The 20,665-nt window shown below is 72.8% G+C and carries 21 protein-coding genes and 1 tRNA gene; 12 read left to right on the top strand and 10 right to left on the bottom strand.

Translation table 11 applies throughout. From position 1 onward, the window contains the following. The first annotated feature begins 36 nt into the window (after positions 1-36). Positions 37-771: a Tellurium resistance gene (locus B7C62_08640; protein ARF72332.1), complete on the top strand. Its 735-nt coding sequence runs from the start codon at positions 37-39 to the stop codon at positions 769-771. A 55-nt stretch (positions 772-826) separates the two neighbouring features. Here B7C62_08640 and B7C62_08635 read toward each other — a convergent pair whose 3' ends face one another. Then, positions 827-1,723 carry a TetR family transcriptional regulator gene (locus B7C62_08635; protein ARF72331.1) on the bottom strand — a complete coding sequence of 299 codons (897 nt, stop codon included), beginning with the start codon at positions 1,721-1,723 and terminating at the stop codon, positions 827-829. A gap of 276 nt (positions 1,724-1,999) precedes the next feature. Between B7C62_08635 and B7C62_08630 the strand changes: the two genes are divergently transcribed. Genes B7C62_08630 through B7C62_08615 form a run of 4 tightly spaced genes read left to right on the top strand, consistent with a single transcriptional unit; the run spans position 2,000 to position 7,272 of the window. Then, positions 2,000-3,172 carry an ATP/GTP-binding protein gene (locus B7C62_08630; GenBank protein ARF72330.1) on the top strand — a complete coding sequence of 391 codons (1,173 nt, stop codon included), beginning with the start codon at positions 2,000-2,002 and terminating at the stop codon, positions 3,170-3,172. Between the two features lie 10 nt (positions 3,173-3,182). Then, entirely contained in the window at positions 3,183-5,735 is a 2,553-nt protein-coding gene (locus B7C62_08625; GenBank protein ID ARF72329.1) for a phosphoribosyltransferase, read from the top strand. Beyond that, positions 5,732-6,556, top strand: coding sequence for an HAD family hydrolase (locus B7C62_08620; protein ID ARF72328.1), 825 nt, complete (start codon positions 5,732-5,734; stop codon positions 6,554-6,556). Before B7C62_08625 ends, B7C62_08620 begins: the two co-directional genes overlap by 4 nt. Before the next feature lie 56 nt (positions 6,557-6,612). After that, a complete protein-coding gene (locus tag B7C62_08615; protein ID ARF72327.1) occupies positions 6,613-7,272 on the top strand; it encodes an SAM-dependent methyltransferase in 660 nt (219 codons plus the stop codon). 74 nt (positions 7,273-7,346) lie between these two features. On the opposite strand, the gene B7C62_08610 is transcribed toward B7C62_08615, so the two are convergent. The 3 genes from B7C62_08610 to B7C62_08600 form a co-directional block, all read right to left on the bottom strand. Next, entirely contained in the window at positions 7,347-7,565 is a 219-nt protein-coding gene (locus B7C62_08610) for an FmdB family transcriptional regulator (protein ARF72326.1), read from the bottom strand. Between the two features lie 57 nt (positions 7,566-7,622). Then, the gene (locus B7C62_08605) at positions 7,623-8,918 is read right to left on the bottom strand and encodes a hypothetical protein (protein ID ARF72325.1); all 1,296 of its coding nucleotides are present in this window, start codon (positions 8,916-8,918) and stop codon (positions 7,623-7,625) included. Positions 8,919-9,245: 327 nt separating this feature from the next. Then, positions 9,246-10,046, bottom strand: coding sequence for a hypothetical protein (locus B7C62_08600; protein ARF72324.1), 801 nt, complete (start codon positions 10,044-10,046; stop codon positions 9,246-9,248). 260 nt (positions 10,047-10,306) lie between these two features. Between B7C62_08600 and B7C62_08595 the strand changes: the two genes are divergently transcribed. From B7C62_08595 to B7C62_08575, 5 genes are all read left to right on the top strand, one after another. Next, a tRNA-Val gene (locus B7C62_08595) sits at positions 10,307-10,381 on the top strand. Next, positions 10,349-10,894 (top strand): TraR/DksA family transcriptional regulator, encoded by a 546-nt coding sequence (locus B7C62_08590; protein ID ARF72323.1) that lies wholly within the window; start codon positions 10,349-10,351, stop codon positions 10,892-10,894. The genes B7C62_08595 and B7C62_08590 overlap by 33 nt, the downstream gene beginning before the upstream one ends. 83 nt (positions 10,895-10,977) lie before the next feature. Next, positions 10,978-11,211: a hypothetical protein gene (locus B7C62_08585; GenBank protein ID ARF72322.1), complete on the top strand. Its 234-nt coding sequence runs from the start codon at positions 10,978-10,980 to the stop codon at positions 11,209-11,211. Between the two features lie 276 nt (positions 11,212-11,487). Then, positions 11,488-11,940, top strand: a complete 453-nt coding sequence (locus tag B7C62_08580; GenBank protein ID ARF72321.1) for a hypothetical protein — start codon at positions 11,488-11,490, stop codon at positions 11,938-11,940. A gap of 160 nt (positions 11,941-12,100) precedes the next feature. After that, complete coding sequence (locus B7C62_08575) at positions 12,101-12,346, top strand: hypothetical protein (protein ID ARF72320.1); 246 nt, start codon at positions 12,101-12,103, stop codon at positions 12,344-12,346. A gap of 37 nt (positions 12,347-12,383) precedes the next feature. On the opposite strand, the gene B7C62_08570 is transcribed toward B7C62_08575, so the two are convergent. Continuing rightward, positions 12,384-13,175, bottom strand: coding sequence for a hypothetical protein (locus tag B7C62_08570; protein ARF72319.1), 792 nt, complete (start codon positions 13,173-13,175; stop codon positions 12,384-12,386). A 350-nt stretch (positions 13,176-13,525) separates the two neighbouring features. On the opposite strand from B7C62_08570, the gene B7C62_08565 reads away from it, so the two are divergent. After that, on the top strand, positions 13,526-14,215 hold the full coding sequence (locus B7C62_08565) for a superoxide dismutase (protein ARF77053.1): 690 nt from the start codon (positions 13,526-13,528) through the stop codon (positions 14,213-14,215). Positions 14,216-14,341: 126 nt separating this feature from the next. Here B7C62_08565 and B7C62_08560 read toward each other — a convergent pair whose 3' ends face one another. The 3 genes from B7C62_08560 to B7C62_08550 all read right to left on the bottom strand — a co-directional run bounded on the left by B7C62_08560 (position 14,342) and on the right by B7C62_08550 (position 17,365). After that, entirely contained in the window at positions 14,342-14,791 is a 450-nt protein-coding gene (locus B7C62_08560) for a DoxX family protein (GenBank protein ID ARF72318.1), read from the bottom strand. A gap of 114 nt (positions 14,792-14,905) precedes the next feature. Further along, positions 14,906-16,576, bottom strand: a complete 1,671-nt coding sequence (locus B7C62_08555) for an alkaline phosphatase (protein ID ARF72317.1) — start codon at positions 16,574-16,576, stop codon at positions 14,906-14,908. 144 nt (positions 16,577-16,720) lie between these two features. Beyond that, positions 16,721-17,365, bottom strand: a complete 645-nt coding sequence (locus B7C62_08550; protein ID ARF72316.1) for a hypothetical protein — start codon at positions 17,363-17,365, stop codon at positions 16,721-16,723. A gap of 297 nt (positions 17,366-17,662) precedes the next feature. Between B7C62_08550 and B7C62_08545 the strand changes: the two genes are divergently transcribed. After that, on the top strand, positions 17,663-18,397 hold the full coding sequence (locus B7C62_08545; GenBank protein ARF77052.1) for an ABC transporter permease: 735 nt from the start codon (positions 17,663-17,665) through the stop codon (positions 18,395-18,397). A 93-nt stretch (positions 18,398-18,490) separates the two neighbouring features. On the opposite strand, the gene B7C62_08540 is transcribed toward B7C62_08545, so the two are convergent. Together B7C62_08540 and B7C62_08535 are read right to left on the bottom strand one after the other, a co-directional pair. Further along, positions 18,491-19,153, bottom strand: a complete 663-nt coding sequence (locus B7C62_08540; protein ARF72315.1) for an HAD family hydrolase — start codon at positions 19,151-19,153, stop codon at positions 18,491-18,493. Between the two features lie 265 nt (positions 19,154-19,418). Continuing rightward, positions 19,419-20,627: a peptidoglycan-binding protein gene (locus B7C62_08535; GenBank protein ARF72314.1), complete on the bottom strand. Its 1,209-nt coding sequence runs from the start codon at positions 20,625-20,627 to the stop codon at positions 19,419-19,421. Between the last annotated feature and the right edge of the window lie 38 nt (positions 20,628-20,665).

Raw genomic sequence — 20,665 nt, 5'->3', positions numbered from 1 at the left:
GCAGGCGACAGGGCGAGAGAACAGGTGGGGGTTGGGATGGGGTTCTTCGACGGCCTGTGGCCGGCGCGCGCGGCACAGTTCGACTCGGGCAACGGCACATCGAGCGCCGTCGTGCTCTCGAAACGCAACGCCACGGTCTCCCTCAGCAAGCAGGGTGCCCTCTCGGGCAACCTGAGGGTCAACCTGTCCTGGCGGATGCGCACCTCGGACATCGAGGGCCGCTCGCGCCAGAGCGGCCGGCTGCGGCGCCCCCTCCAGCTCTTCCAGCCCGAGGTGGTCCAGGCACACACCCAGGGCGTCGTCAACGTCGACCTGGACCTCGGCTGCATGTACGAGCTGACGGACGGCACCAAGGGGGTCGTGCAGCCCCTGGGCAACCTGCTCGGCGACCTGAACAGCCCGCCCTACATCCGGCTCAGCGGCGACGACCGCTTCGGAGCCCCCTCCGGGGAGACGGTCTACGTCAATCTCGATCAGCGCGACCAGTTCAAGCGGCTGCTGTTCTTCGTCTACATCTACGACCGGACACCCGCGTTCGACCGTACGCACGCCAAGATCACGCTCTACCCGGGCAACGGCCCCCGGATCGAGATCGAACTGGACGAACGCGCGCCGCAGGCCCGTTCCTGCGCGGTGTTCACCATGGAGAACGTCAAGGGCGAACTGATCGTGCGGCGCGAGGTGAAGTTCGTCTACGGCTTCCAGTCCGAGCTGGACCGACTCTACGGCTACGGCATGCAGTGGGGGCGCGGCTACAAGTCACGCACCTGAGCGCCCCGCCGCTCCCCGGTCCGCACGCGGAGCGGGACCGACCGGTCTGCCGGGATCAGGAGCGGATGAACTGCGGACCTTGCGGAGGCAGGACGAAATGCGGGTCGGGTGCGTGCGCGGCGGCTGCCGCGGGCTGCGGATAGCCGTACGCGGGCGGCGCGCCCGCCCCCTGCGGGTAGCCGTACGCCGGTTGCGGGGCGGCGGGCGGCGGCGCGGGCACCGGAGGCGCGGCGGGCGGTGCGACGGGGGGTACGGCAGGCGGTGCGACGGGCGGCGGATAGCCGTAGGCGGGCTGCCGGTGCTGGACCGTGGCCTGGGAGTCGGGCGTCGGGGCGGGGGCCGTGTGCGGGGCACCGGGCGCCTGCTGAGCGGGCGCGGGAGCCGGTTCGGCCGCCCCGTCCCCGGTCTCCGAGTCGTCGACGGAGATCCCGAAGGCGGTGGCCAGCCCGATCAGCCCGGTCGGATAGCCCTGGCCGACCGCCCGGAACTTCCACCCCTCGCCGCGCCGGTAGAGCTCCCCGCAGATGATCGCGGTCTCTTCCCCGGTCTCCGGCCGCACATCGAAGAGCGCCAGTGGCTCCCCGTCGGCGGATGCCGCGTCGAAGATGAGTATCCGCAGGTCCGGCACGCTCGCGAAGGCGGCACCGTCGGACGAGGCGGCGATGACCACCTGGTCCACCGAGGCGTCGAGCCCGCCCAGATCCGCCTCGATCGTGTCCGTGAGCCCCTCGGCGACACTGCGCTTCGGCAGCCGCCGGACCAGGCCGGAGGGGTGGCGCGGCTGGTTGTAGAAGACGAAGTCCTCGTCGGACCGCACACGACCCGACGCGCCGAGGAGCAGGGCGGAGGCGTCCACGTCGGGGACGTCGGCGCCCGGTGTCCAGCGCAGCACGGCCCGTACGGCCGTGGCGTCGACCTGGACGTTCGAGCCCTTCAGCATCGTGTGCGTCATGGGCGTCATCCTGCCTGCTGGCGGCACGTGCGGACAACGCGGGGGCCGCAACGGCCGGGTCCCGAGGTGCCGGTGCCGGGCGGAAGAGGATCGGAGCGGGGGTCGAACGGGTATCGGAGCGAGGGTGGAAGGAAGACCGAACGGTACCGCGAGGAGAGGCCGGGCGAAGGCTGGGCAACCGGAAATTCATGTACATCGGGAACTGTTGACACTCGTCCGTACGTACTATTACCGGCCATGCGTTGTTCGGCAGGCCAGGCAGGTCGGGGGAATCTCATGCGTCACTTCGGGTACATATCGCCCGCTGCCCGAGAGGGGCTGTTCTTCCGCGAGCCGTGCGAGTTCAGCGCCGACTCGCCCGCGAGCCTGCTCTCCGTCGCCCTGGGTGCCACGCTCTACTCCCCGGCCACCCGGCCCACCCTGGCCGACGACGTGATGAAGCAGGCCGGGCGCGGAGTCGTCTCCATGGTCCTGTGCCTGGAGGACTCGATCGACGACGCCGAGGTCGTCGGGGCCGAGGCCAACCTGGTCCGGCAGTTCACGGAGCTCGCGGCGCGGGACGCGACGGGCGCCGGACTGCCGCTGCTCTTCGTCCGGGTCCGCGAGCCGGGCCAGATCACTGACCTGGTGCGGCGGCTCGGCCCCTCGGTCCGGACATTGTCCGGTTTTGTACTTCCCAAATTCACCGAGGAGCGCGGAACCCTCTTCCTGGAAGCCCTGGCGGAAGCCGAAGCGGCCTGCGGGCGGCGGCTGTTCGCCATGCCCGTCCTCGAATCGCCCGAGCTGCTCCACCTGGAGACGCGCGGCGAGGTCCTCCAGGGAATCGCGCGCTCCGTCGACAAGTACCGGGACCGGGTCCTGGCCCTGCGGCTCGGCGTCACCGACTTCTGCTCGGCATACGGACTGCGCCGTGCACCCGACATGACGGCGTACGACGTCCAGATCGTCGGCTCCGTCATCGCCGACGTGGTCAACGTGCTGGGCCGGGCGGACGGCACCGGCTTCACGATCACCGGGCCGGTCTGGGAGTACTTCCGCCGCCAGGAGCGCATGTTCAAGCCCCAGCTGCGCCGCAGCCCCTTCCTGGAGGGCAGCGCCGAGGAGCTGCGTACGGCACTCATCGAGCACGACCTCGACGGCCTGCTGCGGGAGATCGAGCTCGACCGGGCCAACGGACTGCTCGGCAAGACCTGCATCCACCCGTCGCACGTGGCACCCGTCCACGCACTGTCCGTGGTCAGCCACGAGGAGTTCACCGACGCGCAGGACATCCTGCGGCCGGAGCGCGGGGGCGGCGGAGTGCTGCGCTCCGCGTATACGAACAAGATGAACGAAGTGAAGCCCCACCGGGCCTGGGCCGAACGCACGCTCCAGCGGGCCGAGGTCTTCGGGGTGGCGGGCGAGGACGTCGGCTTCGTCGACCTGCTGGCCGCCGGACTGGCGAAGTGAGCGCGCGTCGATGAGCGAGCGCGCGAGGAGAGAAGAGGCCGTGGACGTGGTGTGGTCGGGCGACTGGGTGGCCGAGCGGCTGGGCGTGGCCCTGGAGGGCGACGGGGAGCTCCAGGGGCTGCTGGGCCTCGCCCTGCGCCGCAACCCCAAGCGGGCCCACCTGCTGGTCTCCAACGTGCTGGGCAAACACGTACCCCAGAAGCCCTCGGTCGTGTACGGGGCCGGGTACGGGCTCGGCGAGCGCGTACGGGCCCTCCTCGGCGATGAGGAGGCCCGCCGCGCGGTCGTCCTCGGGTACGCGGAAACGGCCACCGGCCTCGGCCACGCCGTCGCGGACGGCCTGCGGGACGCCCCGTACCTCCATTCCACCCGGCGCCCGGTCGCGGGCGTCGCCCCGGCGGGCGGCTTCGAGGAGTCCCACTCGCACGCCACCTCGCACCTGCTGCTGCCGGAGGACCCCGAGCTGTTCGCGGGGGGCGCCTCCGCCCTGGTGCTGGTCGACGACGAGTTCTCCACCGGCAACACGGTCCTGAACACCATCCGTGCCCTGCACGCGCTGCACCCGCGCGAGCGGTACGTGATCGTCGCCCTGGTCGACATGCGCTCGGCGGGGGACCGCGACCGGCTGACCGCCTTCGCCGCCGAGATCGGCGCCCGCGTCGACCTGGTGACCCGCGCCGCCGGAACGGTGTCGCTGCCGGACGGCGTACTGGAACGCGGCCGGGCGCTGGTCGCGGCGCAGGAGAAGGAGCAGGAGGCGCAGCAGACGGGTGCCCGGGCGGGGACCCGGATGGAGACCCGGGCCGGGGGAGCCGGTGCGGGAGTCGCTACGGGCCGGTCCGGGGAGGCCCCGGAGGGCCCCGCCCCCGTCACCCGCGTCGACCTCGGCTGGCCCGCGGGCGTCCCCGACGGCGGCCGGCACGGCTTCACCCCGGCACACCGGGCGGCGCTCGAAGCGGCGCTCCCGGGGATGGCGGAGCGGATCGCCGCCGCGCTGGACAGTGGCGCCCGCCGGGTGCTCGTCCTCGGCTTCGAGGAGCTGATGTACGCGCCGCTGCGCCTGGGCACCGCCCTGGAAGCGCTGCTGGGGGCGGACGCAGAGGTCCGGTACTCCACCACCACCCGCTCACCCGTCCTCGCCGTCGACGACCCCGGCTACGCGATACGCACCCGCCTCGTCTTCCCGGCCCACGACGACCCGGCGGACGGCCCCGGCGACCGGTACGCGTACAACGTGGCCGGAGCGGGCTTCGACGCGGTGGTCGCCGTCGTCGACTCCACCGCCGACACCCCCGGACTGCACGCCCCCGACGGACTGCCCGCCCGCCTGGCGGCCCACACCGGCCAGGTGCTTCTCGCGGTGGTCCCCTCGTACACCCCCCCATCTGTTCAGGAGCCCGCCGTGCTGCCCGAGCCCCTCCGAGGCCCCGACTTCTCCAGTTACGCGCCGGAGGACGTCGGCTGGCTGCTCCAGGACCTCTCGGACACCGAGCTGGAGGCGCCCACCGAGGAGCGCGAGGAGGCGATCCAGAGCGGCGGCGCGCACTACGCCGAGTCGCTGCCCGTCGAGTACCAGCCGAGCGCCGAGTACCAGGCCCTGTTCACCGCCGCCCTGGACGCCTCCGCCGCGCGCATGGCCCGCGCGGTGGGCACCGTCACCGAGACGGTCCTCGCCGAACGCGGCCCGCGCCCGGTCCTCGTCTCGCTCGCCCGCGCCGGAACGCCCGTCGGGGTCCTGATGCGCCACTGGGCCCGCCACCGGCACGGCCTGGACCTGCCGCACTACGCGATCTCCATCGTCCGGGGCCGGGGCATCGACGCCACCGCCCTGCGCTGGCTGGCCGCGCACCACGACCCGGCCGACGTGGTGTTTGTCGACGGCTGGACGGGGAAGGGCGCGATCACCCGCGAACTGGCGGCGGCGATCAGCGCGTTCGAGGCGTCGAGCGGAATCACCGGCTTCGACCCGGAGATCGCGGTGCTCGCGGACCCGGGCGGCTGCGTCCGTACGTACGGCACCCGCGAGGACTTCCTGATCCCCTCGGCCTGCCTCAACTCCACGGTCTCCGGCCTCATCTCCCGTACGGTGCTCCGCGCCGACCTGGTCGGGCCCGACGACTTCCACGGCGGGAAGTTCTACCGGGAGCTGGCGGAGTCCGACGTCTCGGGCCACTTCCTCGACACCGTTGCCGCGCGCTTCGACGAGGTGGCGGACGAAGTCGACGCGGCGGCCAAGGAGCTGCTCGCCGCCGACCGGGCCCCGACCTGGGAGGGCTGGGCGGCCGTCGAGCGGATCAGCGAGGAGTACGGCATCCACGACGTCAACCTGGTCAAGCCGGGCGTCGGCGAGACCACCCGGGTCCTGCTGCGCCGGGTCCCCTGGAAGATCCTCGCCAAGCGCGGCGCGGGCGCGGACCTGACGCACATCCGGCTGCTGGCCGAGCAGCGCGGCGTCCCGGTCGAGGAGGTCGACGGCCTCCCGTACAGCTGTGTCGGTCTGATCCACCCCCGCTTCACGCGCGGTGCGACGGGCGCGGACGGCAAGGCGGTGCAGGGCGCATGAGCGTGACTTCATCACCGGCCACGCTGGTCGCGAGCGACCTCGACCGTACGCTGATCTACTCGGCGGCAGCGCTCGGCCTGGCGATGCCGGACGCGGAGGCCCCCCGGCTCCTCTGCGTCGAGGTGTACGGCCACAAGCCCCTGTCGTACATGACGGAGACGGCCGCCGCCCTCCTCACCGAGGTGGCCGGTTCCACGGTCTTCGTGCCGACCACCACCCGCACCCGTGAGCAGTACCACCGCATCCACCTCCCCGGCCCCGCCCCCCGGTACGCGATCTGCGCCAACGGCGGCCACATCCTGGTCGACGGGGTCTCCGACCGGGACTGGCAGCGGCAGGTGGAGACACGCATCGCCGAGGAGTGCGCACCCCTCACCGAGATCCGCGCCCACCTCGCCACCACCGCCGACCCGGCCTGGCTCCTCAAGGACCGGGTGGCCGAGGACCTCTTCGCCTATCTGGTCGTGGAGCGTTCCCTCCTCCCCGAGGAGTGGGTGAAGGAGCTGGCGGTCTGGGCGCAGGAGCGCGGCTGGACGGTCTCGCTCCAGGGCCGCAAGATCTACGCGGTCCCGGCCCCGCTCACCAAGAGCGCCGCGATGAACGAGGTCGCCCGCCGCTCCGGCGCCACCCGCACGCTCGCCGCCGGGGACTCCCTCCTCGACGCGGACCTGCTCCTGGCCGCCGACCTCGGCTGGCGCCCCGGCCACGGCGAACTGGCCGAGGACGACTGGCAGGCCCCGCACGTCGTGGCGCTGGAGGAGCGGGGCGGGGCGGCGGGGGAGGAGATCCTGCGCCGGTTCCTGGCGGCCTCGGCGGCGTGATCACCTCTCCGGCGGGTTCGGCTGCGCGAGGGCGAGGCTTGGGGAAGGCTGGGGGCATGACCAAGGGCAACGAGACCACGATCACCGACGAGCTGTACGCCTACATGCTGGCCCACAACCCGCCGCTGGACCCGGTCCAGCGGGAGCTGGTGGAGACCACGTACGCCCGGTTCCCCGACCACGCGGGCATGGTGTCGGCCGAGGAACAGGCCCCGCTGCTGGCCTTCCTCGTCCGGCTGGTGGGCGCCCGGCATGTGGTGGAGGTCGGTACGTTCACCGGGTTCAGCGCCCTGGCGATGGCCCAGGCGCTGCCCGCCGACGGCACGCTGATCGCCTGCGACATCTCGGAGGAGTGGACGGCGTACGGCCGCGAGGCATGGGCGAAGGCGGGCGTCGCGGACCGGATCGACCTGCGTATCGCCCCGGCCCTGGACACCCTGCGCGCGATGCCCGCCGAGCCGCACATCGACTTCGCCTACCTGGACGCGGACAAGGGCGGATACATCGCGTACTGGGAGGAGCTGGTGCCCCGGATGCGGCAGGGCGGGCTCATCGCGGTGGACAACGTGCTCTTCCACGGCGGGGTCACCGATCCGGAGGCGACCGGTCCGACGGCGGCGATCAAGGAGTTCAACGAGCATGTGACCGCCGACGCCCGGATGGACAGCGTGCTGCTCACGGTCGCGGACGGTCTGACGCTCGCGCGTAAGAAGTGACGCTCTCACCCGAGAAGTGACGCTCTCACGCGAGAAGTAGCGCGCGAGGCTTTCCCGCTTCTACGCGGCCGGACTCAGCCGCAGCACCCGCCGCCGCAGCAGCCACCGCCCCCGCCGCCACCGGACGGCGCGGGCGCGGACGCGGCGGCGCCGCCCACGGCCACGGCGGAGAGCAGCTTCACGGTGTCGTCGTGGCCCGCGGGGCAGGAGGCCGGGTCCGAGGACTGGGCCATGGGGCGGCTGAGCTCGAACGTGTCGCCGCAGGTGCGGCAGCGGAATTCATAGCGAGGCATGACCTCAGGCTAGAGCCATCGGGGGCCGACGGCTACGGCCCCCGACGACGGGCTTGCTCAGGCCCCGCCGCCACGCTCCTCACGGATGTCGGAGACGACCCGGGCAGCGGTCTGCCGAACGGCCTCGGTCTCGGTCAGGAAGTGCCAGTAGTCGGGGTGACGGCCCTCAAGACCGGCGATGGCCCGGTCCAGCCGTGCCACGGAGTCGTCGAGCGGCCGGGCGTGCCGGGGATCGGGCGTATGGCGGCCGGCCATGGCGAGGCGCTGCGCGTCCCGTACGGCGAACCGCGTCCGCTCGATCTCCTGCTGCGGGTCCTTCGCCACGGCGTCCAGCCGCTGCAACCGGTCCCCGGCAGCGGAGACCGCTTCGTCGACCGCGTTCAGCAAGGCGCGGACCGTGGAGAGCCGGGAGGTGGCATCCGCCCAGCGCTGCTCCTCCCGCGCCTTCGCCGCCTCCGCGAGCTTCTCCTCGGCCTGCCGTACGTTGACGGCGGCCTGCTCCGGCACCGGCTGGAGGTCCTGCCAGCAGGCGGCCGAGAAGCGCCGCCGCAGCTCGCTGAGCACCGGCTCCACGGAGCCCGCCCGCGTGGTCAGGGCCTGGGCGCGGGTCCGCAGCGACACCAGACGCCGGTCGATCTCGGCGGCCCGCTCCGGCAGCCGCTCCGCCTCGGCCCGAAGCGACTCCGCATCGCGCAGGACCACATCGGCCCGCTGGAGCGTCTCGGCGACACCGTGCTTCCCCGCGCCCTGGTTGAGCTTGGTCAGCTCGGGGGCGAGGGCGGCGAGCCGGGCCGCGAGCTCATCGGCGCGCAGCCCCGCCGCCCGTACGGCATCGAGCGCGTTGCTCGCCCCGAGCAGCGCCTGCCGGGCCCGCTCCACGGCGGGGGCCAGCCGGGCGAGCTGGGTCTCCGCACTGCCCAGCAGGGTCCCGAGCCCCTGCCCGAACCGGTCCAGCTCACCCTTGACCCGTACGAGATCGTCCTTGGCCCGGGTCAGCTCGGTGCGGGCACGGGAGGCGACGGAGGGCTCCAGATCGTCCCGGTCCAGATCGTGGGCGTCGACGGCGGTGATGTAGGCGTGGCTGACCTCGTCGATGCGCCGCCCCAGCGCGGCGAAGTCCTCCGCCGCCTTGCGGCCCCGCGGGGAGTTGTCCACGGCGTTGATGGTCTCGATGGAGATCTGGAGGTCGCGCTGGGCGGTGTCCAGCTCGTAGAAAGCCTCGGCCGCCGCGTCCCGGGCCGCCTGGGCCTCGGCCCGCTGGCTCTCCCCCCGCCCGCCGAACCACCGTCGCGTACCGCCCCCGGCGAAGGCGGCGGGCAGCGCGGCGACGAGAAGGGGCACGGGCAGCAGCACAAGCCCCAGAACATCCCGGAGCCCCCGGCTGCCTCCGCCGTCCGGGACCCGCTGTCCGCCGCGGGCATCCCGGACGGCCTGTCCGCCTCCGACGTCCCGGAGCCCCTGTCCGCCGCTGTGGGTCCCCCTGTGCCTGCGCAGGCCCTGCTCGCGCTCGCCCCGGGCATCCGGGACGGGCTCGACAACGCTCTCGACGCTCTTGACGGCGGAACTTCCACCCGCTCCTGCCTCTGGCCGCGTGTGTGTCGCCGTCACATCCCTCTCCCGTGCTGTTCCGCCCCTGCCCGGTACATTGTCCCACCAGGTAAGGACGAACACACGGGTCGGTTAGTTCGCGCTTCTGACCTTGACTTCCCCGTTGTCGCTGCGGACCTTCACCACATGGGTGCTGCGGTCGCTGCGCGGCACCGCAATATCGACCTCCCCGTTGTCGGCGCTCGCGTTCACGGCGTACTTCTGTCCGCCCCGCGGAAGGTCGATGACGACGCTCCCGTTGTCGCTCACGGCGTCCACCAGATCGGGGACGCCGCTGAACTCCAGCCGGACCTCCCCGTTGTCCGACCGGGCGACCACGGACTTGGTGCCTATCCGCTCGGCGAGGACCGACCCGTTGTCGCTCTTGAGGTCGAGCGGCCCGCCCGAATCCCGTACGACGATGTCCCCGTTGTCGGCGGAGAGCCGCAGCTCGGTGTCGAACCCGCTCGCGGTGACCCTGCCGTTGTCCGCTTCGGCCCGCACGGTCACCCCGCGGGGCACCTTCACCTCGTGCCGGGCGGCGCAGTCGCTGATCATGCCGCTGCACTTCACCCGGAGCGTCAGGGTGTCGTTCTCCATCCGCCAGACGGGATCGGGTCCACTGCCCAGGAAGACCCACCCGTCGGCCCGCCGCTCCACCTCGACCTCCTCGACATCGGCCGGCACGAGCGTCACGGTCGAGTCCTCGGCGTCGATGGTCAGCGTCTTCCCCTTCAACGCGAACGACTTGCGCTCCACGGGCGCGTCATCGGCATCGGTGCTCCCGCACCCGGTGAGGGCCAGCGCGAGCAGCACGGCCCCGCTCGCCACGGCGAGGGCCCGGCCGGGAGTCCCGCGTCGCTCGCGGGCCGGTGCGTCGGTACGGATGTCCATGGTGATCGGTCCCCCAGGAGGTGCAGCCGGACGGTGCCATCGGCCGTCGCTGCCGATGTATCCGAACCGTATGTACTGGCACCCCTGCGAGGGCATCCGGACGGCTACCGTCTCCAGGGTGGGGTTATCCCCCCACTCCGGGCCTGGCTTTCCCCTCCCCGCTCCCCGTCCCGGAATCCCGTACCGGCTCCGCGGGTCGGGCCGCTCCGGCCGGTTTATGAGCAGGGGCACCGGTCCATGTACGCTGTTGCCTCATCCACGGGTGCGTAGCTCAGGGGTAGAGCGCTGCTCTTACAAAGCAGATGTCGGCGGTTCGAAACCGTCCGCGCCCACCAGTGTCGGCAAACGCCCCCGCAACGAGCCGTTGCGGGGGCGTTTGCCGATGGATCGCGAAGGCAGCCGGGCCCTGTGGCCGGAATGGGCGCCCCCGGCCCGGTGTTGTGGAGTGGGTGACCGACAGCACCGGTGGCTCCCCGTACACCCCGGCCGAGCGTGAAGCGGTACGGGAGCGGATCGCGGCCGAACGTGCCGGTACGGCCGAGCAGATGGCCGCGCTGAGCCGGGACTTCGAGGCCATCGTCGAGGCGAACGCCCTGGTGGCGGTCGACGACGAGCATGACCCCGAGGGGTCGAGCACCGCTTTCGAGCGGGCCCATGTCGCCGCCCTGCTGGCGCGGGCGCGCGAGCACCTGGCCGAGCTGGACCTCGCCGCGGAACGGCTGGAGACCGGCGACTACGGGCTCTGCGAGCAGTGCGGCAGGCCCATTCCGGCCGCGCGGCTGGAGGTGCGCCCGGCGGCTACCACCTGCGTCGGCTGCGCCGACGGACGCGCGGGCCGTCGCCGTTGAGGGTGCCCCGTACCTGCTCCGCGCAGCGACCGGGAGTTCCCTCCCGGGATGCGGTCCCGCAGCGCCCAAGGCACCGTGGAGACATGGCCGCGCATCCGCCTGTGATCGTCCACCCGCCCTCCGCGACCGGAGGGCGGCGGGTCACTGTGCACGGGCAGATCGTGGGGCTGGCGCACGGGCGGGGGGATGTGGCCGCCCTGCTGCGGGCCGCCGGGTTCGCGCCGGGACCGGACGAGGTCATCGAGCTGGACCGGCCGGGGCTGATCGAATGGCGTGGCGGCGACCTCGACACCTGGAGCCCGGCCGTGAACCCGTGACCGCTGTAGGCCCGTGAAGCAGCCGTGAGCCCGTGACCGGCCGTGAGCCCGTAAAGCAGCTGTGAGTCCGTGGTCCGGGAGCCCGTGGTTCGTGAGCCTGTGAAGCACCTGTGCGCGGAAGCACCTGTACGCGCACCCGTGAGCCGTCACCCGAACGGGTGCGTCCAAGTGGCTGGGCGGACGGCCCGCAGGGAACGTCGGAGTTGATCTGCGCACACCATCAGCGCAGGTCAGGAGCGCAGGCGAGCCGTCGTCTGCCCCGGCCGAGGAGTCCTCATGTCCCAGCCCACCGCACCGACGCCCGGCAGCGCCTCCCGCCCCGCCGGACCCGCCTCCGACGAGGACTCCGGCAACCCGTGGGCCGGTGGCGGAACGCTGTTCGCCGGTTTCCTGCTCCTCGTGGACGGTGTCCTCGGAGTGATCAAGGGCATCGCGGGGATCGCCACCAACGACGTGTACGCGGCGGTCAACGACTACGTCTTCAAGTTCAACGTCACCACATGGGGATGGATTCACCTCATCCTCGGCGTGGTCCTGATCTTCGTCGGCTGGGGCATCCTCAAGGGCGCGACCTGGGCCCGGGCCGTGGGCATCGCCCTCGTCTCCCTCAACCTGATCGCCAACTTCATGTGGCTCCCGTACACGCCGATCTGGGCCATCGTCACCATCGCCATCGACGTCTTCATCATCTGGGCCCTGTGCACCGACCGCTCCAAGCCGGTGTTCTGAGGCGGCCAGCGGCACCGAGAGGGCAGGCAGCACGGGGGCTGCCGTCCTCGACGGGAGTTACGAGATCCCCGCCATCGAGCGGGTCGGGTGAGGGGGCCGGGTGGGAGAGGGCCGGTGCTCGTGCCGGGCCGTTGTCAGTGGTGCGGTCCACACTGGAGTCATGTGCCGCAGCATCAAGACCCTTCGACCGCCCGCCCTCCCCGAAGAGGCCACCGAGGAGGACATGCGGGCCGCAGCCCTTCAGTACGTGCGCAAGGTGTCCGGTTTCCGCGCACCCGCCGCGCACAACCGGGAGGTGTTCGACCGTGCCGTCGACGAGATCACCGCAGCCACGATGAAGCTGCTGGACGGCCTGGAGATACGCGGGGGCGGCGCCGCCGCTCGGAGCGCCACCGTCGGACGTTGAGCCCGCCAGGGGGAGAGACCGAGGGGGCCGAGCAGGCTCAGGGGGAGACCGGCGCCGGGGCCGTGACCGGGGCCGGGCCGCCCGCCTGACCGGGGACCGTGCCCGGGACGGTCCGGGGCGCGGAGGCCGCTGCGGAGGAGCCCTGGAGGGCCTGTGCCTGGGCCCGTACCTGGGCTTGGGTCTGTGACGTCGCCTCGGCCATCGCCGCCCGTCGGCCGGCCGGGCGCTTCACGACGAACGCGGCCAGCGCACCCGCCATGAACAGGGCCAGCACCGAGACGGCCGTCCCGAACCAGGTCGAACCGAGCCACCGGCCCCCGAAGTAGCCGAGCCCCACGCTGTAGCCCGCCCAGGCCAGGCCCGCCAGGGCCGACCACGGCAGGAAGTCCCGCACCCTGCGGTGGGCGGCGCCCGCCCCGAGGGAGACCACGGACCGCCCGGCGGGGGCGAACCGGGCGATGACGACGAGCGCGCCGCCGCCCCGGCTCAGGGCCACGCCGAGACGTTCCTGCGCCCTGGTGAGACGGCGTGAGCGGGCGATCGCCCGGTCCAGCCGGTCGCCCCCGCGCCAGGCGAGGCGGTACGCGACGAGGTCGCCGAGCACCGAAGCGGTGGTCGCGCAGAGGATGAGGACGACGAGCGAGGGCACCTCACCGGTCGCGTTGCCGGAGCCGTTGACACCGGTCGAGCCCGCGGCTGCGGCGGTGGCGGCGGTGATCACGAGGACGCCGCTGGGCAGCAGGGGGAGGAAGACGTCCAGGAGCACCGACACAGCGACCACGACGTAGATCCATGGACTGCTGGTCAGCGCGGCCAGACTCTCGAGCACCCGTCGACTCCCCGATCGTGTCAACGCCGCGACGTCGCAGGGGAGCGGCATGGGCGGCAGGTTCAGCTGTACAGCGTACGCGTGAGGGTTCCGCGCAGATCGCTCAGGGTCGGGTGATGTTCCGCCGGTCACGTACACCTCACGGGCGGTACGCGCGTTAGGCAGGCGAAGCGACCGGTACGAGCGAGGAGCAGCAGCGTATGACAGCAGGGGCGGGCCAGGCAGCGGGAACGGCAGGACCGGCAGGACTCGCAGGACCGGCAGGCGAAGCCGAGGCAGGAGCGGGAGCGGGAGGCGGAGTACGCGGGGGACGCGGGGTGCTCGGAGCGCGGAGGCGGCGGAGGGTGCTGGTGGGGGCGGCTGCCCTGCTCATGCTCACCGGCGGCGTCGGCATGGCCCACGGCACGGCGGACGGTTCGGACGGCACGCCCGGCCCGGACGGCGCCGGGCACGCGGGCCACGCGGCCCACAGTCCGGGGAAGGCAAGCGCCCCCGGGGAAGGGAGCGGAGCGGCCGGGGAAGGGAGTGGGACGGCCGGAGACGCGAGCGGAGCGGCCGGGGAAGCGGGGATGGTCGGGGGTGCCTCGCGCAGTGGTGGCCTCTGGATGCGGGTCGACGGGGTCTTCTCCCCGCCCGGCTCCTTTGTCCCGTCCGATGCCCTGACGTACGACACCCGTCTCGTACCGGCCGCCGCGCGGATCGAGGTCACGCAGTACGCGGACCGGACCACCACCCGTGTCTCCACCCGGCTGCGGGGCCTCGTCCCCGACCGTGCGTACGGGATGCACGTCCACACCTCGCCCTGTGCGGCCGATCCCGCGTCGGCGGGGCCGCACTACCAGCACCGGACCTCGGCCACCGCGGACCCGGTCAACGAGGTGTGGCTGGACTTCCGTACCGACGGGAACGGCGACGGTACGGCGGAGGCGCGGCACGACTGGGGGTTCCGTGACGGCGGCGCCCGGTCGGTGATCGTCCACGATGTGCAGGGCGGCGCGGGGAAGCGGGTGGCCTGCTTCACGGTGCCGTTCTCGGCGTAGGCGCAGGCGCAGGCAAAGGCACAGGCGCAGGCGGGCGATACGGGCGGTGCCCCGTCCCCGCGCAACGTTCGCGCGGGGACGGGGCACCCGTACGCACCGGAGCCGTACCGGAGCCGTACCGGAGCGTCAGACCGATACGGCCGGGGACTGCTCCCGCCGGGTCTCGTCGGCGGGGGCCTGTGCGGTCGTCCCTGCCTTGAACAGCCGGTCCAGGGCCAGCGCGCCCGGGCCGGTGAAGACCAGCAGCAGGAACGCCCAGCAGAAGATGGCCGATGTCTCGCCGCCGTTCTCCACCGGGGTGAGCGCCTCGGGCTGGTGGACCACGAAGTACGCGTAGGCCATCGAGCCCGAGGCCAGGAAGGCGGCGATGCGGGTGCCGAGGCCGAGGGCCACGAAGGTGCCGCAGACCAGCTGGATCAGGGCGGCGTACCAGCCCGGCCAGGCTCCGACCTCCGTGTCCCGGCCGTTGAACACCCCGAAGAGGGACGAGGCGCCGTGGATCGCGAAGATCAGGCCGATGACGAAGCGGAAGAGGCCGAGCGCATAGGGCTGGGCCGCGTTCAGGCGGATGAGCATGTGGGGGTGGCTCCTTCGGTCTGGGTGGGGACGTGAACCGACTGAGCGCCTCAGGTTAGGGACACCTCACTAGTACTTGCAACTTCAACATCCTGTCGAGTGGCTGAAAAGCGACTAACCCTCGCTGGTGAGCGAACGCTCAAGAACGCCCCTCAGCTGGTCTTCCCCTCTGGTCGACTTGGCCTGGACCAATGTCAGCGCAGAGTTCCGGCCACGTAACGTCAACGTCATCAGCTGATTGCCGAACCAGGGGCCGCCCGTCCTGCTCCAGGTCACCGGCGAGCGCTCCGTGCGTCCGTGGCGCGTCAGCAGCCGCCCGATCCACCGGCCCGTCCGGCTCCAGCCGAAGCGGAAACCCAGCCGGATCGACCGGGGCACCGCGTTGTGCAGGGGTGAGCACGTCAGCTGGAGGACGCGGGCCTCCGGAGCGCCGCCGGGGGTGGCGGCGGGCCAGCGGGGTTCGGCGATGTAGGCGTGGTGCACGTCCCCGGACAGCACACATACCGTCGCCGGGGCGTCCGGACCGCTCCCCGCCCGGCGGAGCAGTTCGGTGAACCGCCCGAAGGAATCCGGGAACGCGGCCCAGTGCTCCAGATCGGCCGCACGGCGCAGCCTCTCGCCGAAGCGGGCCCAGCGGCCGCCCCGGGAGCCCGCGCACAGGGCCGCGTTCCAGGTCTCCATGTCATGGGCGAGCGGCGGCAGCAGCCACGGCAGCGAGCTGCCGATCAGGATGTGGTCGTACGCGGAGGGGGCCGACAGCACCTTCTCGCGGAGCCAGGCGGCCTCGCCGTCGTCCAGCATCGCCCGCCGCTCCTCGGTCAGGACGCGGGCCGCCCGGGTGTCGACCATCAGCAGCTGTACTCGGCCGAAAATGCGTTGGTAGCTCCAGCGCGTCCGGCCCGGATCGGCGTCGGTCTCCGCGGCGAACCGGCGCAGCGTCTCGGTGCCGTCGGGGGTCGCCCGGACCGCCGCGTACACGGGGTCGGCGGCCAGTTCGGCGGGGGAGAGGTTGCCCAGGTGCTGGTAGACCCAGTACGACATCAGCCCGCTGACGATCCGTTCGTGCCACCACGGGGTGGCGCGCATCCGCTCCTGCCAGGCCGCGCTGGTGTTCCAGTCATCGGTCACATCGTGGTCGTCGAAGACCATGCAGCTCGGCACGGTGGAGAGCAGCCAGCGCACCTCGGGGTCGCGCCACGATTCGTCGTAGAGGCAGGTGTACTCCTCGTAGTCCGCGACCTCCGTGCCCGGCGGCTCGCGCAGGTCCCGCCGGGCCGCGAGCCTGCGCCGCGTCGCCGCCGACGTCTCGTCCGCGTACACCTGGTCGCCGAGCAGGAGGAGTACGTCGGGGCGTTCGGCGGCCGGGTCGGCGGTGAGGCGGGCGGCCAGGGTGACCAGGGCGTCCGGTCCCGCCGGGTCGTGGCCGCCGCCGGGGGAGGCGGCCCAGCGGCACGAGCCGAACGAGACCCGGACGCCGTGCGGTTGCCCGGCCGGCGGGGGCGTGGTGATGGTGCTCGGCGGAAGGCGGGAGCCCTCGGGCGGCCAGACGCGCCTGCTCCCGATCCACACCTCGTACGCCGTGGTCGAACCGGGCGTCAGCCCCTCCACGACCACCAGCGCGTAGTGGTGTCCGGCCACCGCGAAGGTCGGGGACGCCCCCGACGCGCCGTCCGCGCACCGGACCTCCACGGTGCACGGACGGCTCGCCTCGGCCCAGACGGTCGCGGTGGCACCCGACTCCCAGTCGACGTGCCGCAGCAGTGGTCCCAGCCGCAGTCCGGCCATGTCGTGCCCTCCTCGCGCCTGCGTCACGGACGGGCTCCGTAACGTACAGAACGGCGGGGGAGGGTGCACGCGTTCCGTCGGCGAGTGGCTGGTGTCGGTGGCCGGTGGCCGGTGGGCGTTGTCGGCGGGTGGCGGCGGCCGGTGTCAGCAGCCGTTGAGTGCTGTTTGCAGCGCGCTCTTCTCGGCCGAGTCCACCTTGAGGCCGTAGTAGTGCTTCACGTGCACCCATGCGCGGACGTACGTGCACTTGTACGCGGCGCGCGGCGGCAGCCACTTGGCCGGGTCCTTGTCGCCCTTGGACTGGTTGACGTTGTCGGTGACCGCGATGAGCTGGGGGCGGGTCAGGTCGTTGGCGAAGGACTGCCGCTGGGCGTTGGTCCAGCTGCTCGCGCCGGAGCGCCATGCCTCGGCGAGCGGGACCATGTGGTCGATGTCGACATCGGACGCGGCGCTCCAGGTGGCACCGTCGTACGGTGAGTACCAACTGCCGCTGACCGCCGCACAGGAGGCGTTCTGCTGGACGTTCGTGCCGTCGCGCTTGAGGACGACCTCGCGGGTGTTGCAGGTGCCCGACTGGGTGATCCAGTGCGGGAACTTGTCGCGGCTGTAGCCGCTGGAGGAGCCCTCGGCGGCGACGGTGAGCTGGCCGAGGTAGGTGCGTGCGGTCGCCGCGCTGACCGGGGTGGGCATGGCGGCCTGGGCGGTCGGGGCGGTGAGCAGTACGGAGGTGGCGGCGAGGGCCGTGGTCGCGGCGACGACCGCTGAGCGACGCGCGTAGATACCGAACATGCGAACTCCCTTGATGTGGGGGTGCGTTGGTGGGCGGCATGTGGAGCCCGTCCAGCGTGGCGGCGCCAGGTTTCCTGAGGATGGGCACCAGATGACAGCGTGACGACATGTGCACGTCACATCAAGGGGTGTGACAGGTCGTACGGAAGTGAACCCGCCGTCAGGGGAGGCGCGAGGGAAGGTGCCAGGAGGGATGTGAGGGCGTGAGTGGGACGCGGGGAGAGGAGTGGGGGGTGTGAGAGGAGGTGCGGGGAGAGGTGCGAGGGCGTGCCGTTCGGGCGGCTCTATCGTTGCCGCGTGCTGCTTCCGGTCTCCCCGGCCCTCGGGGTCGTCCTCGCCGTCCTGCTCGTCTTCGCTGCCGCCGTCGCCGCGCGCGCCCGGCTGGGCCGTTCGCGCGAGATCCTCGTGGCCGGGGTGCGGGCGGCGGCCCAACTCGCCGCCGTCTCCCTGCTCATCGGCTGGGTGGCTCGCCATCTGGCGCCGCTGCTCGGCTTCGTGGCGCTGATGTTCGCCGTGGCGGCCTGGACGGCGGGGCGCCGCATCACCCGCAACCGCACCTGGTGGTGGGCGGCCGTGCCGATCGCGGCGGGGGCGCTCCCGGTGGTCGGGCTGCTGCTGGTCACGGGGCTCGTGCCGGTCCGGGGACTGGCGCTCATCCCGGTGGCGGGCATCCTCATCGGAGGGGCGCTCACCGCGACCGTGCTCGGCGGGCGGCGCGCGCTGGACGAACTCGCCACCCGTTACGGGGAGGTGGAGGCGGGGATGGCGCTCGGGCTGCTCGACCGGGACGCCCGGCTGGAGATCGTACGGCCCGCGACCGCGGACGCGCTGCTGCCGGGGCTCGACCAGACGCGGACGGTGGGGCTCGTCACGTTGCCGGGGGCGTTCGTGGGCATGCTGCTGGGCGGCGCCTCACCGGTGGAGGCGGGCGCCGTGCAGCTCTTCGTCCTGGTGGCGCTGATGGCGGTGCAGGTGGTGGCCGTCGCGGCGGTGCTGGAGCTGGTCGCGCGGGGGCTGCTGCACCGGGAGTGAGCCCGGGGGTGAGTCGGGGGTTCCTGGGGTCCCGGGGGAGGGTCCTGGGGTCGCTTCCCGGGGGTGGGCTTCAGGGGCGGGCCCTGGGGGTTCTTACGCCGTCGTGATGTGCAGGCGGATCGAGCCGTCTCCGGCCGCCTCCACCCGTACCCGCGTCAGATCCTCGACGTGTACGTCCGGCGCCAGTGCCGCGGCGCGCGGGCCGACCCCCACGACCCGCATACCGGCCGCCCGGCCCGCCGCGATGCCCGCCTCGGAGTCCTCGAACACGATGCAGTCCGCCGGGTCGAACCCCAGCTCCGCCGCGCCCTTGAGGAAGCCCTCGGGGTCCGGCTTGCTGGCGCCGACCTGCTCGGCGGTGACGCGGACGGCGGGCATCGGCAGCTCGGCCGCACCCATCCTGGCCGCCGCGAGGGCGCTGTCGGCCGAGGTCACCAGGGCGTGCGGGAGGTCGGCGATCGCGGCCATGAAGGCGGGGGCGCCGCCGATCGGGACCACGCCGTCGACGTCGGCGGTCTCCTCGGCGAGCATCGCCCGGTTGTCCGCGTAGTTCTCCTCGACGGGGCGGTCCGGGAGCAGGACGGCCATCGTGGCGTACCCCTGGCGGCCGTGGACCACCTTGAGCGCCGCCTCGGGGTCCAGCCCGTGCTTGAGGGCCCAGCGGCGCCAGCAGCGCTCCACGACCGCGTCGGAGTTCACGAGGGTGCCGTCCATGTCCAGCAGGAGGGCGCTTGCGGTGAGGACGGTGGCCGACATCGGCTGGCTCCAGAACGCGGGGGGATGGTGGTGCGGTGACGCGGGGGTGCTCGGTACAAGAGCAGCCCCGCCCGCCGGTCAGGGAGTGCGGGCGGGAGCTACTTTGTTCCACGAAGATACAAAAACCTGGGCCGGAAAGCCAATCCCGCAGCTCCGCCTTTGTTCGAAGGGCTCGCGCGGCCGGTCGGTGGGGAGAGCCTTTCCCGGTCGGCCGTGCCTGCTGAGGCTGCCTCCCCGCTCACCCAGGTCAGCCGTCCCGCCCAGGTCAGCCGCGCCCCCGGCCGGTCGTCTCGGCCTCCAGTACACGCCGGGTGTTCGGCCCGTACACGCCGGGTGGGTCGCCCTGGATCGCCTGATACGACTGGTAGATCCTTACGCCGTTCATCACCTGGTGGTTGAAGTTTCCGTCCACCGGGCCGCCGTACAGCCACACCTCCATGAGCCGGTTCTGCAATTCGGCCACCTGTGGGCCCTGGTCGCCGTGGCGCAGCGAGGAAGGGGCCAGCTCCGCGGGCGGGGCGGCGGACGGCGGTTCCGGGTCCGGGCTGCCGGTCTCCGGCGCCGACGGGGCGCCCGTGCTCGGCGTCGCCGTGGCGGAGGCGGTCGGGCTGGGCGAGGCGCTCTCCGAAGGGGAGGCCGAGGCGGACGGGGAGGCGGACGCGGAAGGGGTGGGTGAGGCGGACGCGGTACGAGACGGGGCGCCCGAGGGGGACGGAGACGGGGCGACGGAGGCCGCCGGCTCGTCCGTCGCGTCCGGGGCGCTCGTGGTCGCCTCCGGCAGGGCCTCGTCCTGGGTCCCGTCCCCGCCGAAGAGCCCCCCGGCGAAGGCCGCCGTGCCGACCACCGCCGCCACGGCCGCCCCCACGGCCAGGGCTGCGAAGGGGCGCCTCCGGCGCGGCTGCACGGGGTCGGCGCCCTGGGCGCCCGCCCCGAAGGCGGAGTCGGCACCGAAACCGGGGCCCGCGCCCATGCCCGTACGAGAGTCTGCGTCCATGCCCGTATGGGAATCCGTACCCATGCCCGTACGGGAATCCGCACCCATGTACGTACGAGAGTCCGCGCCCATGTCCGTACGGGAGCCCATGCCCGGGCCTGCGGGGGAGCCCGGGGTGCCGCCCAGGTAGAGCGGCATGGTGCTGGCCGCGTCACCGGAAGCGTCCTGCACCGGACCACCGGCACCGGACCCGGCACCAGCCCCGGTCCCGGCCCCCGGCACGTCGATCTTCTGGGTCTCGCCGACCCCCGCGCCCCCGGTGTCACCCGCGGGCGCGTCCCCCAGCGTCACGTACGGCCTGATCCGCAGCGGGTCGAAGTCCTCCGCCGCCGCCATCTCCGCCGAGCGGGCGGCGCGCAGTTCGTCCCCCGTGAGCTGGGCCGTACCCGTGTCCGCACCGCACCGGCAGGGCACCCGGTGTTCCGTACCGGGCTCGCTCGCCGTCCGTCTGCCGCACTCCGGGCATGCGTGTCCGGTCATCGTGGGTCCCCTCCCTTGAACTGCCTGCGATTATGCAG

Origin of the sequence: Kitasatospora albolonga, from assembly GCA_002082585.1 — a bacterium.
Classification (GTDB): domain Bacteria; phylum Actinomycetota; class Actinomycetes; order Streptomycetales; family Streptomycetaceae; genus Streptomyces; species Streptomyces stephensoniae.
This window is presented reverse-complemented; position numbering and strand designations above follow the sequence as displayed.